At 33.7% G+C, this 15,016-nt stretch carries 13 protein-coding genes and 1 pseudogene; 6 read left to right on the forward strand and 8 right to left on the reverse strand.

Going from position 1 to position 15,016, the window contains the following annotated elements; genetic code table 11:
- Positions 1-94: 94 nt before the first annotated feature.
- The 4 genes and pseudogenes from MYRA21_RS14885 to MYRA21_RS14905 form a co-directional block, all read right to left on the reverse strand.
- Positions 95-844 carry an endonuclease/exonuclease/phosphatase family protein gene (locus MYRA21_RS14885; protein WP_006260164.1) on the reverse strand — a complete coding sequence of 250 codons (750 nt, stop codon included), beginning with the start codon at positions 842-844 and terminating at the stop codon, positions 95-97.
- A complete protein-coding gene (locus MYRA21_RS14890) occupies positions 799-1,680 on the reverse strand; it encodes an endonuclease/exonuclease/phosphatase family protein (RefSeq protein WP_006260163.1) in 882 nt (293 codons plus the stop codon). The genes MYRA21_RS14885 and MYRA21_RS14890 overlap by 46 nt, the downstream gene beginning before the upstream one ends.
- Positions 1,674-3,641, reverse strand: a pseudogene (locus MYRA21_RS19500) (RagB/SusD family nutrient uptake outer membrane protein). The gene MYRA21_RS14890 and the pseudogene MYRA21_RS19500 overlap by 7 nt, the downstream one beginning before the upstream one ends.
- 9 nt (positions 3,642-3,650) lie before the next feature.
- The gene (locus tag MYRA21_RS14905) at positions 3,651-6,908 is read right to left on the reverse strand and encodes a TonB-dependent receptor (RefSeq protein WP_006260161.1); all 3,258 of its coding nucleotides are present in this window, start codon (positions 6,906-6,908) and stop codon (positions 3,651-3,653) included.
- A gap of 937 nt (positions 6,909-7,845) precedes the next feature.
- Here MYRA21_RS14905 and MYRA21_RS14910 point away from each other — a divergent pair.
- From MYRA21_RS14910 to pstB, 4 genes are read left to right on the forward strand one after another with little or no spacing between them, the layout of a single operon-like run.
- Entirely contained in the window at positions 7,846-8,688 is an 843-nt protein-coding gene (locus MYRA21_RS14910) for a substrate-binding domain-containing protein (RefSeq protein WP_006260160.1), read from the forward strand.
- Position 8,689: 1 nt separating this feature from the next.
- Positions 8,690-9,580 carry a phosphate ABC transporter permease subunit PstC gene (pstC, locus tag MYRA21_RS14915; protein ID WP_006260159.1) on the forward strand — a complete coding sequence of 297 codons (891 nt, stop codon included), beginning with the start codon at positions 8,690-8,692 and terminating at the stop codon, positions 9,578-9,580.
- Positions 9,570-10,427 (forward strand): phosphate ABC transporter permease PstA, encoded by an 858-nt coding sequence (gene pstA, locus MYRA21_RS14920; protein WP_006265368.1) that lies wholly within the window; start codon positions 9,570-9,572, stop codon positions 10,425-10,427. Before pstC ends, pstA begins: the two co-directional genes overlap by 11 nt.
- Positions 10,417-11,163, forward strand: a complete 747-nt coding sequence (gene pstB, locus MYRA21_RS14925; protein ID WP_006260157.1) for a phosphate ABC transporter ATP-binding protein PstB — start codon at positions 10,417-10,419, stop codon at positions 11,161-11,163. Before pstA ends, pstB begins: the two co-directional genes overlap by 11 nt.
- Positions 11,164-11,265: 102 nt before the next feature.
- On the opposite strand, the gene MYRA21_RS14930 is transcribed toward pstB, so the two are convergent.
- Positions 11,266-11,517 carry an NAD(P)-dependent oxidoreductase gene (locus MYRA21_RS14930; RefSeq protein WP_073144796.1) on the reverse strand — a complete coding sequence of 84 codons (252 nt, stop codon included), beginning with the start codon at positions 11,515-11,517 and terminating at the stop codon, positions 11,266-11,268.
- 85 nt (positions 11,518-11,602) lie between these two features.
- Here MYRA21_RS14930 and MYRA21_RS14935 point away from each other — a divergent pair, with 85 nt between their 5' ends.
- A complete protein-coding gene (locus tag MYRA21_RS14935) occupies positions 11,603-12,151 on the forward strand; it encodes a GNAT family N-acetyltransferase (RefSeq protein ID WP_006260155.1) in 549 nt (182 codons plus the stop codon).
- Positions 12,152-12,154: 3 nt separating this feature from the next.
- On the opposite strand, the gene MYRA21_RS14940 is transcribed toward MYRA21_RS14935, so the two are convergent.
- Positions 12,155-12,760, reverse strand: coding sequence for a hypothetical protein (locus MYRA21_RS14940; protein ID WP_039329599.1), 606 nt, complete (start codon positions 12,758-12,760; stop codon positions 12,155-12,157).
- A 20-nt stretch (positions 12,761-12,780) separates the two neighbouring features.
- Entirely contained in the window at positions 12,781-13,401 is a 621-nt protein-coding gene (locus tag MYRA21_RS14945) for a hypothetical protein (RefSeq protein ID WP_039329600.1), read from the reverse strand.
- Between the two features lie 234 nt (positions 13,402-13,635).
- On the opposite strand from MYRA21_RS14945, the gene MYRA21_RS14950 reads away from it, so the two are divergent.
- Complete coding sequence (locus MYRA21_RS14950; RefSeq protein ID WP_039329602.1) at positions 13,636-14,319, forward strand: CPBP family intramembrane glutamic endopeptidase; 684 nt, start codon at positions 13,636-13,638, stop codon at positions 14,317-14,319.
- Here the strand turns inward: MYRA21_RS14950 and MYRA21_RS14955 are convergent.
- On the reverse strand, positions 14,309-14,998 hold the full coding sequence (locus MYRA21_RS14955) for a hypothetical protein (RefSeq protein ID WP_039329604.1): 690 nt from the start codon (positions 14,996-14,998) through the stop codon (positions 14,309-14,311). The two genes, MYRA21_RS14950 and MYRA21_RS14955, sit on opposite strands and share 11 nt — an antisense overlap.
- Between the last annotated feature and the right edge of the window lie 18 nt (positions 14,999-15,016).

Consider the following 15,016-nt stretch of genomic DNA (forward strand, 5'->3'; position numbering starts at 1 on the left):
AAAGTTATTACTTATTTAAGCAACCTTAATTTAATAAAAAAACACTCCTTATGCTTATAAGGAGTGTTTTTGTTTGTGACTATACTAAAGTACTTTATAAGGTAATATCACTAATCATTAAATTATGATCTGATAATGCATTCATCTGATAAGTATCTTGACGAATGATTTTTATTGTACTATTAATTGATCTAATCATAAAATCTATTTTCTTATCGCTTTTATAAGCTGGAATAGTCATCTGATTCATAAATCGGGTCTCTAAATCAAAAGTCGTTTTAAGTTGTTCTACTGATTTAGAATTTATTTCTGCATTAAGATCCCCTGTCAGAAAATCAAAAGCAGACTCTCTTTGTAATTCTGCTATGCGTTTCGTTTGTAATACACGACTTTGTTCATTAGAGCTAGACAGATGAGTTGTTCCTATATTTATCATTTGTGCCTCACCTACATCTATTTTACATACTAATAAACTTCGTTTTTCTTCCTTGTTATCCACAAAAGGTAACTTATAGAAATGTTGTTCTACAATAGGAAATTTAGACAGGATAGCAATGCCGTAATCGCCCCCTTCATAATCTATTGTCTTACCAAAAGCATAAAACATTCCTGTTTTTTCTGCTAAAACTTTTACTTGATTTAAATATTGACCTGAGCGCATAGTATGTACATCTACTTCTTGTAAAGTAACGATATCTACTTCGTCTCTTAAGATTACAGCAGCTAATGAATTAAGATCTATCTTATGATAGCTATCATAAGCTGCTGCAAAATGATGTACATTGTAATTAAGAACTCTTACTTCACTTTTTTTTTTGATGCTTTGGTAGTTGATTCTACCCATCTAAACTCTGTGAAGACTGGATAATGGTCAGAGGCAAATAAAGGTCCTCGCTGAATATCTAGCTCTCTATACTTAATAGGAGCTAAGTCAAACCCTCTCAAGAAAATATAATCAATTCTACTTGATTTAGGAGCTTCTATTTTCCAAGCATTATGCGTATAACCTAATTCTGAACGATACATTGCTGCATCTCTAGTATCGACAAACTTTGATTCTATTATCTTCTGATAAGGTAAGTCTGTTGGAGGTAAATTAAAATCACCTGTGAATACCACTGTTTCTCCTTTAGTGATTTTAGCTAATTCCTGATTAATAACTTCAACACTTCGTTGACGAGCCTCTTTACCCCTATGATCAAAATGGGTGTTTAGATGGATAAATGTTTTTCCTGACTTTTTATCTTCAAAACGAGCCCATGTAGCTATACGAGGTAAAGAAGAATCCCAAGACTTAACTCCCTTTTCATAAGGTGTTTCTGATAACCAAAATGTTCCACTTTCTAAAACTTTAAACCTATCCTTTAGGTAAAAGATAGGACTGTACTCTCCTTTCGTTTCCCCTTCTCTTCCTTCTCCTACATAGTCATATTGTGGAAGTAAATTTTCTAAATCGACTAACTGGTTATGAAGTACTTCTTGCATACCAACAATATCCACATCATTAAAAAAGACAACTTCTGCAACCCATTCTTTTCGATTGCTCCATTGATTTATACCATCATTAGGAGTATCCATCCTAATGTTAAAAGTCATTGCCTTTAAAGTCTGAGGCTCTTTCTCTTGAGCAAAAATACTAGTCCCTATAAATAGGACGCTTAGTAATATAGATCTTACCATCCTGGATTTTGTTTTAAATTCGTATTTAACTGAAGTTCTTGTATAGGTAGAGGGTATAAATAGTCTTTATTCTCATTCCATGTTCTATTCTTATTATTAGGAAATGGATCTATACTATTATTTTGATTTAAATGAATATCAGATCCTAGTTTAGCATAATAGACTCCTTGTACGTTTTCTGTTGGTCTAGAGCCTTCGTATAGGTAAATATCTGTCTTACCATTGTTGTCCAAATCATATTTACCTGGGCCATTAAAATACATTCCTTCAATATTCTGAACTAACTTTTGTCCTTCTTTCCAACGTACAATATCATCCCATCTATGATCTTCCATAAATAACTCTATACGTCTCTCTCGTCTTAATTCTAATAGTAATCCTTTATTAGCTCCGTTTACATTTACATATTGTTTAGCTAAATAAGCATCCGGTTTTGCATTTGCTTCTGCCATTACCATATCAGGCATTCCGACACGCTTTCTAAGCATATTTATAGATAGATCTAAATCACTCTGATCAATAATTCCTAATTCTGCTTTTGCTTCCGCATATACTAATAAAACCTCTGCAAATCTAAATAGTGGCAAATCAACAATAGATGCATTATTCGTATCGTACTGTGCTTCTGCGACATATTTAATTAACTGATAACCTGTAGTAGCTGCAGAAAAATCAGGTGTTAGCTGAATAGTGCTTCCAATTCTGGTATAACCAGGAGTACGTATAGTCTGACTCAATCTCAAGTCTCTATCTTTTACTTCTTCTTGGAATAACATCTTATTATAATCTGAACGATCTGTAAAACGGCTACCATCTTTCATTAAGTAACTATTAATCAAATCTTTTGGCATAGATGGTCTACCATACGAAGCTGCTACTGTATAGTAATTCACATTATGACGAACATTCAGTTCTGTAGAAAACTCTCTAGCAAGAATAATCTCATCACCAATAGCCTTATGAGAAGCAAATAAATTCTGATAATCTTTATCTGGATTTCCTGTAGAGAAAACTTTATAACCAGATTCTTTTATTGGTCGCAGACGGTAGTTAAAACTATGCACTTTAGTGCATTTAGCTTTCAGCTTCTAAAAACCTTTCACAATATTGGTTGTTGTTATTTGTGAATTGGTTATCTAGTGCATTCTGAAATTACGATATTTTAAAAGTTAGTTTTAAGTAAAACTACTAAGTTCTGTATTTCCACACAGGCAGACTTTAGTCTGCTTTAACAAACTATGGACTTTCAGTCCATAGTGGTTTATTAATACTTCTGCTGCTTGATAAGCTTGTTCTAAATAAGTCTCATATCCAGGTAAGCCTCTATACTTCATATAGGTTCCTTCATATAAGCCTATACGCGCTTTTAAGGCAAGAGCAGTCCATTTAGATACTCTATATACATCTTTAGTAGAACGCATATTCTCGATTGCGTAATCCAAATCTTTCAACATATTATCTACCACTAGCTTACGTGGATCACGTGGCTTTTGTAAAGCGGCCTCATCCTCTGCCGTTAATAAATAATCATACCATGGCACATCTCCAAAACGCGTCACTTTTTCGAAGTAAAAATAAGCTCTAAAGAATCTCGCTACTCCTCCATAATGTTTAATAAGAGCCTCGTCTCCTACCTTTTCAAAATTGACTAGGAAATAGTTAATATCTCTCAAATTATTCCATGACCATCCGCCTCCAGATGGAGGTACGACTCTCCCTCCTCTCATTTCATCAGATAAAATATTTTGAATAATATTATCGGTTCTATAATCACCATTATATATAGAGGTAGTTGGAAACATTCTGTAAAAAGAATTAGTAAAAAGAATTAAGTCACTTTCTTTTTTAAAGAAGTTCTCACTTGTCACAGACGATATCGGATCTCTCTCTAAGAAATCTTCACTACAAGAACCCAAAAATCCTGCTGCCAAGAGTATGGCAAGTATTTTATATCTTTTCATATTAATTGTTTAGAAATTAAGTTGTACCCCAAAAGAGATAATTTTGGAGAATGGAAAACTTTGTGCATTAGTGCGCTTACGAGCAGAGTTTGGACTATTAAAGTCAAAAGAATTACTAGCTGCTTCAGGATCGATATAATCCGTTAAATTAGTAAATGTAAACAGGTTCTCTCCACTCACATAAATTCTTACTTTATCCATCTTTACTCTCTTTACTAGATCCTGTGGAAGAGAATATCCTAATGTAATATTCTTTAGACGTAAATAAGAAATATCTTGTAAGTAACGATCATTCTGTACACCTAACTGTCTATTACTTCCTAATGATGTATATCCTACTAGACGTGGAAAATAGGCATCTGTATTCTCTGGAGTCCAAATATCATTCGCTAAATCTTGACGAATAAATGAATTATAAGGTCTGTTATAAGGTCCCCAGAACATTCTACTATCCGTATCAGGATACCAATCTTGTTTTCCTACTCCTTGGAAGAATGCAGAAAAATCAATTCCTTTCCAATCAAATGCTAAACGGAAATTATACTGATACCTAGGAGCTGTATTTCCGATCTTACGCATATCTCCATGATTTTCTAAAGTATTTGCTCCTTCACTTACTATACCATCTCCATTTAAATCCTTAAACATAACATCTCCAGGTTGTAGTCCTCCATTAGCTATGATATGAGCAGATACACGAGATTGATCTGCATGATTAGCGATTTGCTCTGGACTAGAGAACAATCCTTCTACTGAATATCCCCAAATCTCTCCTAATTCCATACCTACATAATAATCTGTCAGTAACCCTGTAGGGTTATCAAAGCGCGTAATCTTGGTCTTAGAATCAGATAAACCTGCTGATACAGAATAATTAAAATCACTACCTGCTAATTTAAACGAATCATTATATCCCAAAGAGACTTCAAATCCTTTAGTTCTTAGATCAGCGGCATTTTCGCGTGGAGATTCTGTTCCTAATACACCTGGTAGTGTTCTACCTTTGGTTAACATCCCATCTATGTCCTTTTGAAAATAATCAAAACTAACATTCAGTTTATTTTGGAAAAAACCTAGATCAAAACCGATATCTGAAGTAGCTACTGTCTCCCAAGTAATGTCTCTCGGGTTTAAAGAAGGTGCTTGCATATACTCTAACAATGCTCCATCTAATGCATACCCCTTATCAATAGCTTTATTCAATGTTGGAATATAAGCATAAGCACCTATAGCTTGGTTACCTAACTCTCCATAAGAAGCACGTATCTTAAATTGGTTCCAAAAACCGAATGTGCGTTTAAAGAAAGGTTCATTCGCAACATTCCATCCCAAAGAAACAGAGGGAAAGAATTGCCATCTCTGTTCACTAGGGAATTTAGACGTCGCATCATATCGACCATTAAGCTCTAAAAGATACTTCCCTGCATAATCATAAGAGAATCGATAAAAATACCCTCTTAAAGCCCATTCATAAGCACTACCAACTACAGTAGGATTAGAAGATCCTAAACCTAGATTATCTAAATCATCAGAGATTAGGTTCTGAATACTCATGATTCTATTATCATTTTTAAAATATTCTTGGTTATATCCTGCCATGAAATCAAAATTATGATCTCCAAAGTCTAAACGATATTGTCCATAAATATTTAGAGCATTGTAATCCTCTATGGTCTCATTTACATTCAATTTATTCTCTCCAAAGTATTGAATCTGATTCGGAAGAATAGAATATGGAATTAAAGTAGAACGTTCGTTAATATCTCTAGTATTTTTCTTGTAAGCATAACTAGCGTGAACGTCTAAGTTTTTGAGTGGTTTAAAATGAAATGCATTAATCGTCGAAAACTCATCTCTTACAGCAGTTCTATTTGATTTACCATGTAGTAAAGACGCAAAATATCCATCTCCGATAGTGTAATTATTTAACTCAGTACGCCATAGCGCTCCTCCATCAGGATTCACTGGAACATAAGAAGGTAAAGCGTGTACCAACATTTCACTTGTCCATGGATCTCTCCATCCATACTGTGTTCCACCATGTACTAAGTCAGAAGATTTAAAATACTGATTGTTCGTACTAAAACTAATCCAATCATTAATTTTAATATCAAATTTAGCTCTTAAGTTATTTTTCTTATACTTATCATCCTGTACTTTCAATAATCCATCCGCAGAATAGTTTCTATACGAAAAATAACCTTTGACCTTTTCGCTTCCTCCAGAAATACTGATATCATTGATATAAGAATATCTCGTATCCTTCCAGAAGTAATTCCACCAATCTGTACTACCATAATGTACATATTGATCACGGCCATTTCTATTTTGGATTTCAACACGAGCTAATGCAGGATTCTCTGAGACTGCTTTTAATTGTTCATAATCGTATTCGTTATACCCTGTATAACTTCGCCCACTACCTGTAATAAAAGCTTGGTCAACAATCTTAGCCGCTAAATAAGGATCAGTTACAAAGTCCGTATTTTGCGTTTGAGAAAGTATATTCATCGTAGAGTTAACACTTACCTTTATTTCTCCTACACCTGGGTTCTTTGTTTTAACAAGCACTACCCCAAAGGCACCTCTAGCACCATATACTGCAGCGGCACCAGCATCCTTTAATACACTTATGCTTTCGATATCATCTGGATTAATATTAGAAAGGCTTCCTTCTACTCCATCAATTAATACTAACGGTCCACCTCCATTAACAGAGTTAAATCCCCTAATATTAATATTCGCTTCAGCATCTTCTTTACCACTTGAATTGGTAATGTTTAAACCTGGAGTAGTTCCTTGTAAAGCAGACACAGCGTTAGAAAGAGGCCTGTTTTTTAAAGCTCTAGTATCTACTTCTGTTACAGAGGTAGTAATATTCTGCTTCTTTTTGTCTCCATAACCAATAGCCACAAGAGTGATGTCTTCTAAATGTGTGTTGAATTGGTCATTCTTTACTGTAATTACCCCATTGGCATAATTCACTGTATACCCCGTCTGCATAGCGATTACTTCTAGTATATCCTGAAGTCTAGCAGCCTTGCCTTCATAGGCGATTAAAGGAGTCTCTTTTAAAGTAGAATCCTCAATGTTCACCTTAGCAGCAACTTTGCTCGCTAATTCTGTTACTACTTTTCCTAAAGTCTCATCCTGTTCTATGACAATAGAAATAAGAGGAGAACTTACTGGTGGTTTACTTTCTTGAGCGACAAGAAAACCTGAATAAAATAGGAATGCTATGTAGCAACAGACCTTAAATTTCTTCATAATTACAAATGTTTAGTTTTTATGTTCTAAACGTACTGCCAATCATTCTTTAGCTTGCATTGTAAAGAATTAAATAAACCACTATGGACTGAAAGTCCATAGTTTGTTAAAGCAGACTAAAGTCTGCCTGTGTGGAAATACAGAACTTAGTAGTTTTACTTAAAACTAACTTTTAAAATATCGTAATTTCAGAATGCACTAGATAACCAATTCACAAATAACAACAACCAATATTGTGAAAGGTTTTTAGAAGCTGAAAGCTAAATGCACTAAAGTGCATAGTTTTAACTACCGTCTGCGACCAATAAACATTAAGTAATTACTACAAAACAACAATCCCTTAATCTATTTAAAACAATAAGATAACAATAGTAAAATGCCTATAAACTTAAATAAATCAAATATCACCTTAGGATTATTTCTTTTAAACTCTTTAAAAACATAACATTCAAATAGAGCATTATACTTTAACAAATAGTTGTATTTTCACTAATTAAATCAGTGTATTTATAAAGTAAATTATTGTGTTAAAGATGGTTCTCATTTTAAGTAAATAGATAAACCTTATGTCATGAAAGAGAATTAGAACTTTACTTCTATTTTATTGAAGATGCTTTCTTAAGTAATAGTGTAGGATTTGTAAAGGAATAAAGTGGGATTCTATTTACCTATGTTTAACCTTCCTTAAATATTAACCTTATAGTAACATTAAAAAGTTTAATCAATACTGCAATTTCATTGCGCAAAATGAGAAAGTCCCTAAAAAATTATTAACTTTCAATATTTACCCCTATCATTAATAAGAGATAACTGATTTTTTGTCACATCTGTTATATTATTAATAAATAACCCTCCTTAACCCTTTGATAACATACCAGTAACCTATAGGTCACAATCACAGAGGTACTTTGTCTCAATGAAAAAACACTATTTATCTATGAGAAAAAGTCTAGTTATTTTTTCTTCTTTATTATTACTTTCCTGTGGAGACAAGGATCATTCTATCAAGATGAAAGGTTCTGACACAGAGGTAAATTTAGCAGTAAACCTAGCAGAGAAATACACTCTAATAGATTCTGACTTTAGTATTGCTATTTCTGGTGGTGGTTCTGGTATTGGTATTACCTCTTTACTAAATGGTCAAGCTGACATCGCTAATTCTTCTCGCCCTTTATCAGACAAAGAGATTGCACAGTTCGAAAACAAGAATATAAAGCTTCGTACTGTCATATTTGCTGAAGATGCTACTGCCTTTGTAGTACATAAGGATCTACCTATAGAAGAAATAGATCTTGAAACTTTAGCTAAAATAATGAAAGGAGAAATCACCAATTGGAAAGAACTTACTTCTGTAGACTTACCTATTAATATCTATGGACGTCAGAGTAGCTCAGGTACACACTCCTTTATTAAGAAGAAGCTAAAGATAGAGTTTTCTAATGCAGCTAAAGAAATGACAGGAAATGCTCAAATCTTAGAAGGTATTAAAACGGACAAATCTGGGATAGGCTATGTAGGTGCAGGTTATATCTCTCACGAGACAGCTACTAATCCTACTGTAAAGATATTGAGTATTAAAGAAACTCCTACTTCACAAGCTTATTCTCCTATAGACTCCAATGCAATCAATAACAGTCTATACTTCTTCCAGAGACCACTGTATCAGTTCATCTTAGAAGATTCGTGGGAAAAGGTAAAACCATTCATTGACTTTGAAAACGGTGAGATCGGAAAACAACTGATCAAAGAACACGGTTATTATATAATAGAACGACCATAATATGAAATATAACGTTAGAATAGGATTAGATGTTACTTTTAAATACATCTTTAAAGCGACTGGTCTTTTAGTGCTTTGTTTATTAGGAGGAATATTAGCCATGTTAATATACAATTCTATTTCCTTCTTTATGGATGTAAAGCCCCTTGATTTTATCACAGGGATGGAATGGAATCCTACAGCAAAGAACCCTGTATATGGAATGCTCCCTCTTATACTAAGTACTACCATAGTAACCTTAGGAGCGATGCTTATCGCTATTCCTCTAGGAATTGGTACAGCTGCATTTATATCTGAATACGCTGGTACACGACTAAAGAATATTTTAAAACCAGCTATAGAAATGTTAGCTGCAGTTCCTTCAGTAGTTATTGGTTTCTTAGGAATTGTAGTGGTAAGCCCTGGCTTAGCTGATATGGCAGGTTTACCTAATGGTCTTAATGCCCTAAATGGAGCTATCTTACTAGCGATAATGGCACTACCTACTATTATTACGATTGCAGAAGATGCTATACATGCAGTACCAAAAACATATAAAGAAGCAAGCTATGGTGTAGGCGCTACTAAATGGCAGACTCTTCGCAAAGTAATCCTTCCCGCAGCAGCTCCAGGTATTATCTCGGCAGTCATGTTAGGAGTAGGTAGAGCCATCGGAGAGACCATGACTGTACTAATGGCAACAGGTAATGCGGCGTTAATACCTACTGGATTCTTTGATTCTGTAAAAACAATGACGGCGACTATCGCTATCGAAATGGGAGAAGTTCCTTATCAAACTACACACTACTATGGGTTATACGCTCTAGCGACAGTCTTGTTCTTCATGACACTTATCGCAAACCTAGTAGGAGAATATTTTATAAATAGATTAAGAAAATACCATGCAGCATAATAAACTAAAACTATCCTCTATCGTAGAATGGGGAACATTAGTAGGAACTACTCTTATCGTGTGCTTTTTCCTTGTTGTAATCATCCTAGAGATTGTGACAAAGGGAATAGGAAGTTTGTCTTGGGAGTTTATCTCTACTATTCCTAAAGAAGGAATGACTAAAGGAGGTATTCTTACACCGATTATAGGTACAGTGCTTATTACCCTTATCACGGCTTTATTCAGTATTCCATTCGGTGTATTCTGTGCGATCTACTTAAATGAATATGCAGAAAACAACTGGCTGACTAGAACGATTAGAGCAGCTATACGTAATTTATCAGGTGTTCCTTCTATTATCTATGGACTATTCGGATTAGCCTTATTTGTTCAAACATTATCTCTAGGAACTTCTTTACTAGCTGCTGGATTAACATTAGGACTATTATCACTTCCATATATTATCACAACTACAGAAGAGGCATTAATGCAAATACCAAATAGTACAAGAGAAGCAGCACTAGCAGTCGGAGCTACTAAATTTGAGACTATTAAAGATGTAGTGATTCCTTCTGCAGTACCAGGTATTCTAACAGGTGTAGTATTAACCCTATCAAGAGCAGCAGGAGAGACAGCTCCCATCTTATTCACAGGAGCTGCGTTTTATATCAGTGATACGAATGGATACCTAAACCAGGAGTTTATGGCTCTGCCTTATCACTTATATATGCTATCGACGCAACATCAGTCAATAGAAGAAGTAAGACCTATCGCTTATGGAACAGCATTAGTGTTGATTATCGTAGTGTTCCTATTAAACTTAAGCGCATTTTATATCCGTTATAAATTCAGAAAAAATGAAAACTAAATTATCTGCTGAGAACTTAAATATTAGCTTTGGAAGCAAACAAGTTTTAAAAAATGTAAGTGTAGAATTCGAAGAAAATAAAATAACTGCCCTTATCGGACCTTCTGGTTGTGGTAAGAGTACTTTACTAAGAAGCTTTAACCGTATGCACGACTTAGTTCCATATGCTAAAATAAATGGAACTATCAAGTTAGAAGATATGGATATCTATTCTAAGACTATACCTGTAACAGAGATTAGAAAGCGCATCGGGATGGTATTCCAAAAAGCGAATCCCTTTCCGAAAAGCATCTATGACAATATTGCTTATGGTCTAAAGATTAATAATCTACCTCATGATAAAAGTGTAATCGAAAAAGCATTAACGGAAGCCTTCTTATGGGATGAAGTAAAAGATGATTTAAAGATGCCAGCTCATCGCTTATCAGGAGGACAACAACAACGTCTGTGTATAGCAAGAGCTGTAGCACTTCGTCCGGAAGTAATCTTAATGGATGAACCGTGTTCTGCACTTGACCCTGTAAGTACAATTAAAATAGAGGAACTTATTCTTCATTTAAAAGAGAAATATACAATCGCTATTGTAACACATAATATGCAACAAGCACAGCGTATCGCTGATCAAACTTACTTTATGTATCTAGGTGAAGTAAAAGAAAGCGGTTTGACACAAGATATCTTTGAGAATCCTAAACACGAAATGACTAAGAATTATATCAACGGTGTTTTCGGATAAAAAATAAAAATGCCAAGTAGACCACTTACCTACTTCGTCATCAATAAGTCTGACTTATTAGAGTAAAAACGGATACCTTATAAGGGTATCCGTTTTTTTTATTTACAAGACTTCTGGATTAGCAATATAAAGTGGTGTACCCTTAATATAACTGACCACATTCTCGAAAGCTGTTCCGAAATATAATTCATAACTAGACTCTTCCACATACCCTATATGAGGTGTGCATACAACATTATCAAAATGTAGTAACTCATAATTAGTATCATAGATAGGCTCTTGCTCATAGACATCTACTCCGACTAATAGCTTCTGCCTACTCTGAAGCACATTAAACAATGCTCCGCGTTCGATTAATTTTGCTCCATTAGAATATCTTAACGTTGTGTCTTATTCTACTTATTCCTATATTGTCACCTCTATTCTAACTGACTTAAGTATGCTATTTACCCCTATAACGACTTCTTTAAAGAACAATAAACAAGTAACTATTCGCCTTGCAAGCTCAAATGATGCTAGTGCATTATTAGATCTTATCAAACAATACTTAGACACCTCAGAGTATATTCCTATTACTAGTAGTGATTTTAATAAGACTGTAGCAGAAATAGAAGCTTGGATTGAGAAACTAAATAGTACTGATAATTCTATAATGTTAGTGGCAGAACACAATGGGCAACTAATAGGAAATTTAGATCTTACAGGGCAGCATAGAAAGACACTACAGCATACGGCTGTATTAGGAATGGGAATATTACTAGAATGGAGAAACACAGGATTAGGAACAGCATTATTAAGTAGTGCTGTAGAATGGGCTAAAAGAAATAATACACTTGAGATACTCACATTAGAGGTATATACGGAGAATATGGCAGGAATAGCATTATACCGAAAACAAGGGTTTAAAGAATTAAGTATTATACCTAACTTTATTAAGGACAATGATAGGTACTATGATAATATGAGTATGTGGATAGCGTTGAGGTAGATACTATAGACCTCCATTTTCAATATACTTAAGGTTATACTCTTCTTTCATTGGAGTATTACCAAGCACGTCATATAAATCCGCTAACTCTTTATAAATATAGCAAGAGGACACTCCTATCTCCTCGCTAATCTTAAAAGCTTCTATAGCTTCATGAATACATTGTTCATCTCGATAAATATATCCTAAATCTTCAGCAATAGCTCCATAATTATCAGATTGCTTAAGACCTTCTTCTAATACCTCTATTCCTATTTTTGGATTTGATCTAACATAATACAACTCATAATCTCCATAGCACTCACTAGCTACCGAAGGAAGATACTGACTACTACTCGTCTCAATACATTCTAATACTGTCAATTGACCTAATACATTATTTTTAAGGGCTATTTCACTTATTCGTTCAGGAAGTATCATTCCTACATATACTTCAGCTATACCACTATTCGAAATCTCTAATCCTTTGACAAAAAAATTCCCTTCTTCATCTGGTAATACAGCATATTGAGTAGCTTCAACCTCCCACTCAAGCACATCTTCATTGTCTTTATTAACTACAACAAATACTTTTACTTCTGAATCAATATGTAACTCTCTTACTTTCATAATAAGTAGTTTTTATTCTATTATGGTCTATAAGGAATTTCATTAGGATTATCTTTAAAGTATTCCATAATAATTAGAAACTCTTTATCCGTCAGTAACAACGTTGATAAGTCGTGTCCTCCTGATATCAAGTAAAATCTCTCTTTTATAAAGTTAAACTTTAGTATAGCATTTACTTCCTTAAAGAAATTTCTTACTGAAGTATCCCAGATCAAGTCATTATCTAAATCATACTGTGTATATAAGTTAATTCTTTTATCGTTAATAATAATATCATGAGTATATTCATAATCATCTGCTACTTTTACCTCTAGTTCAAAAGCCCTTTTTCCAAGTATTGCATTTAATTGAGGAAGAAAGAAATCAAAGTTAAACTCTGCCATTTCCTCTGCATCAATATGAGCGAACTTATAGGTCTCATCATCGTGAATATAGAATGACTCGATAATATCTAACTCCAAGGAATTGATTAACTCAGGATTTGCATATTGAAGAAAACCATTCTCTATTAACTCGATTCCAAAGGGAGAAGGTTTAATGGATGGGGCTACTACCTTATTAGAGGTCCTACTTATCGTTCTAATCACGACACTTATAACCAACCATACTACTACACCATATAAAAGATAAGTATAATTCATTTTGAACCTATTTATTGTATAATATTTTATACGATTTGTCCATTCATCGTTAATTGATCATTAGTACTATATTGTCCAAAGCTATCTATACTACTAAATAATAGACAGAAAAATAAAAAACAAACTCTCATATTAAAAAACACTATACAATTCTTTCTTTTACATTACTTTACAGAAAAAACTATCTCTATCTTAGTAAAGATAATGAAAAACACTACTAACTAAACAATTATTATGAAGATACAGAATAAACTTATCTATCCGATTCTATTATATTTTTTATTATATACTGTTATTACAGCTACCTATTTGTCTTTAAGCTTTATTGACAATACAGAGTATCAATCAGTACTAGCCTCTGTTCCTTTAATTATTCTAAGTATCCTTTTTATCAAGAAACATACATTACCTATTCGCGTTTCTTTAAAACTAAACATAGACAGCAAGTCTAAGAAAAACCTAATCAAATACACTAGTCTGTTTGCTGTTATTTTTTTAGTAGTTAATAGTCTACAGATATTCTTATCAGATTCATCAGATATACATCATGAATACTTAGATCAGATTTGGTTCTTTATCCTGATATGTTTTCCAATAAAAGCTTTAGGAGAAGAGGTTTTATACAGAGGGCTAATCCAAAACTACATTGATAAATACATCAAACCTTCTACTAAAAGTATCAGTCCAGGTAACATCATCACGGCTGTACTAATGACTATTGCACACTTAGGCTTCTTTTATATTATGCTGTTACCTAATGCCATACTAGCTTTTGTACAAGTATTCGTTGTGTCCCTTTTCTTTGGGTATATCTCTAAGATTACTAATCGTAACATCTTATATTGTACTATAATCCATATATTCTTGAACTATATCCATGTAGCTGTACAGTGCTTTTATATCTCCTTTATTCTTTAACCTTACTACCCCACTTCTCAGATGCTGAAATAACACTAAACCTAAGAGTCGTAAACTCATAATGAAAGTCCTTTCGCTCTCTTTCTTTCATCGCATCTATATGACGGTTAGGTTCATCTACTTTGCCATGTCCCTTGACCATGTCTAACATATCTTTCTGTGTATTCCATAGAGAGAAAGTAGAGACTGTATGTGGAAAACCAATAGATGCTGTAGCAAATAGTACTCCTGGGTGATCCCGTACCAACATCTCTACTGGTCTTCCCCATTTAATAAACCTTGGTATTTGTAAGAACTTCATCCTAGCCACTGTAACTGCTACAACTGAAGCAGATTGGTCTTCACTAATACTCTCTAGCTCCTCTGGTACAAACCCTGAGACATTGCCCCATTGTCTAATTAATTTTAACTTGAAATACTCTCCTTTTGCAAGTGTTCTACCAACCTTATTATGGATTAAAAAATAATCTAATACACACTCATCTTCCCATTGGGCAAATATAACTACATGCCTAAATTTTAATCTGGATAGGGAAAAAATAGGAGAACCTAACACCATGCTAGACATTACTTCTATGTGTAATAAACCCTTTTGTCTCTTTAATCTATGTGAATTAAATAGCAATTTTAGTCTCATCCATAAAGATACTTTCACTAAGTGATAACTATATATAGTCATAGATTTAAACGTTTTATT

It is taken from the genome of Myroides sp. A21 (assembly GCF_000807225.1).
Taxonomy (GTDB): domain Bacteria; phylum Bacteroidota; class Bacteroidia; order Flavobacteriales; family Flavobacteriaceae; genus Flavobacterium; species Flavobacterium odoratimimum.

Excerpts from the sequence above, each read along its gene's own strand:
- MYRA21_RS14885 (WP_006260164.1), bottom strand. The coding sequence starts at position 844 with ATGGGTAGAATCAACTACCAAAGCATCAAAAAAAAAAGTGAAGTAAGA.
- MYRA21_RS14890 (WP_006260163.1), bottom strand. The coding sequence starts at position 1,680 with ATGGTAAGATCTATATTACTAAGCGTCCTATTTATAGGGACTAGTATT.
- MYRA21_RS14905 (WP_006260161.1), bottom strand. The coding sequence starts at position 6,908 with ATGAAGAAATTTAAGGTCTGTTGCTACATAGCATTCCTATTTTATTCA.
- MYRA21_RS14910 (WP_006260160.1), top strand. The coding sequence starts at position 7,846 with ATGAGAAAAAGTCTAGTTATTTTTTCTTCTTTATTATTACTTTCCTGT.
- pstC (WP_006260159.1), top strand. The coding sequence starts at position 8,690 with ATGAAATATAACGTTAGAATAGGATTAGATGTTACTTTTAAATACATC.
- pstA (WP_006265368.1), top strand. The coding sequence starts at position 9,570 with ATGCAGCATAATAAACTAAAACTATCCTCTATCGTAGAATGGGGAACA.
- pstB (WP_006260157.1), top strand. The coding sequence starts at position 10,417 with ATGAAAACTAAATTATCTGCTGAGAACTTAAATATTAGCTTTGGAAGC.
- MYRA21_RS14935 (WP_006260155.1), top strand. The coding sequence starts at position 11,603 with ATGCTATTTACCCCTATAACGACTTCTTTAAAGAACAATAAACAAGTA.
- MYRA21_RS14940 (WP_039329599.1), bottom strand. The coding sequence starts at position 12,760 with ATGAAAGTAAGAGAGTTACATATTGATTCAGAAGTAAAAGTATTTGTT.
- MYRA21_RS14945 (WP_039329600.1), bottom strand. The coding sequence starts at position 13,401 with ATGAATTATACTTATCTTTTATATGGTGTAGTAGTATGGTTGGTTATA.
- MYRA21_RS14950 (WP_039329602.1), top strand. The coding sequence starts at position 13,636 with ATGAAGATACAGAATAAACTTATCTATCCGATTCTATTATATTTTTTA.
- MYRA21_RS14955 (WP_039329604.1), bottom strand. The coding sequence starts at position 14,998 with ATGACTATATATAGTTATCACTTAGTGAAAGTATCTTTATGGATGAGA.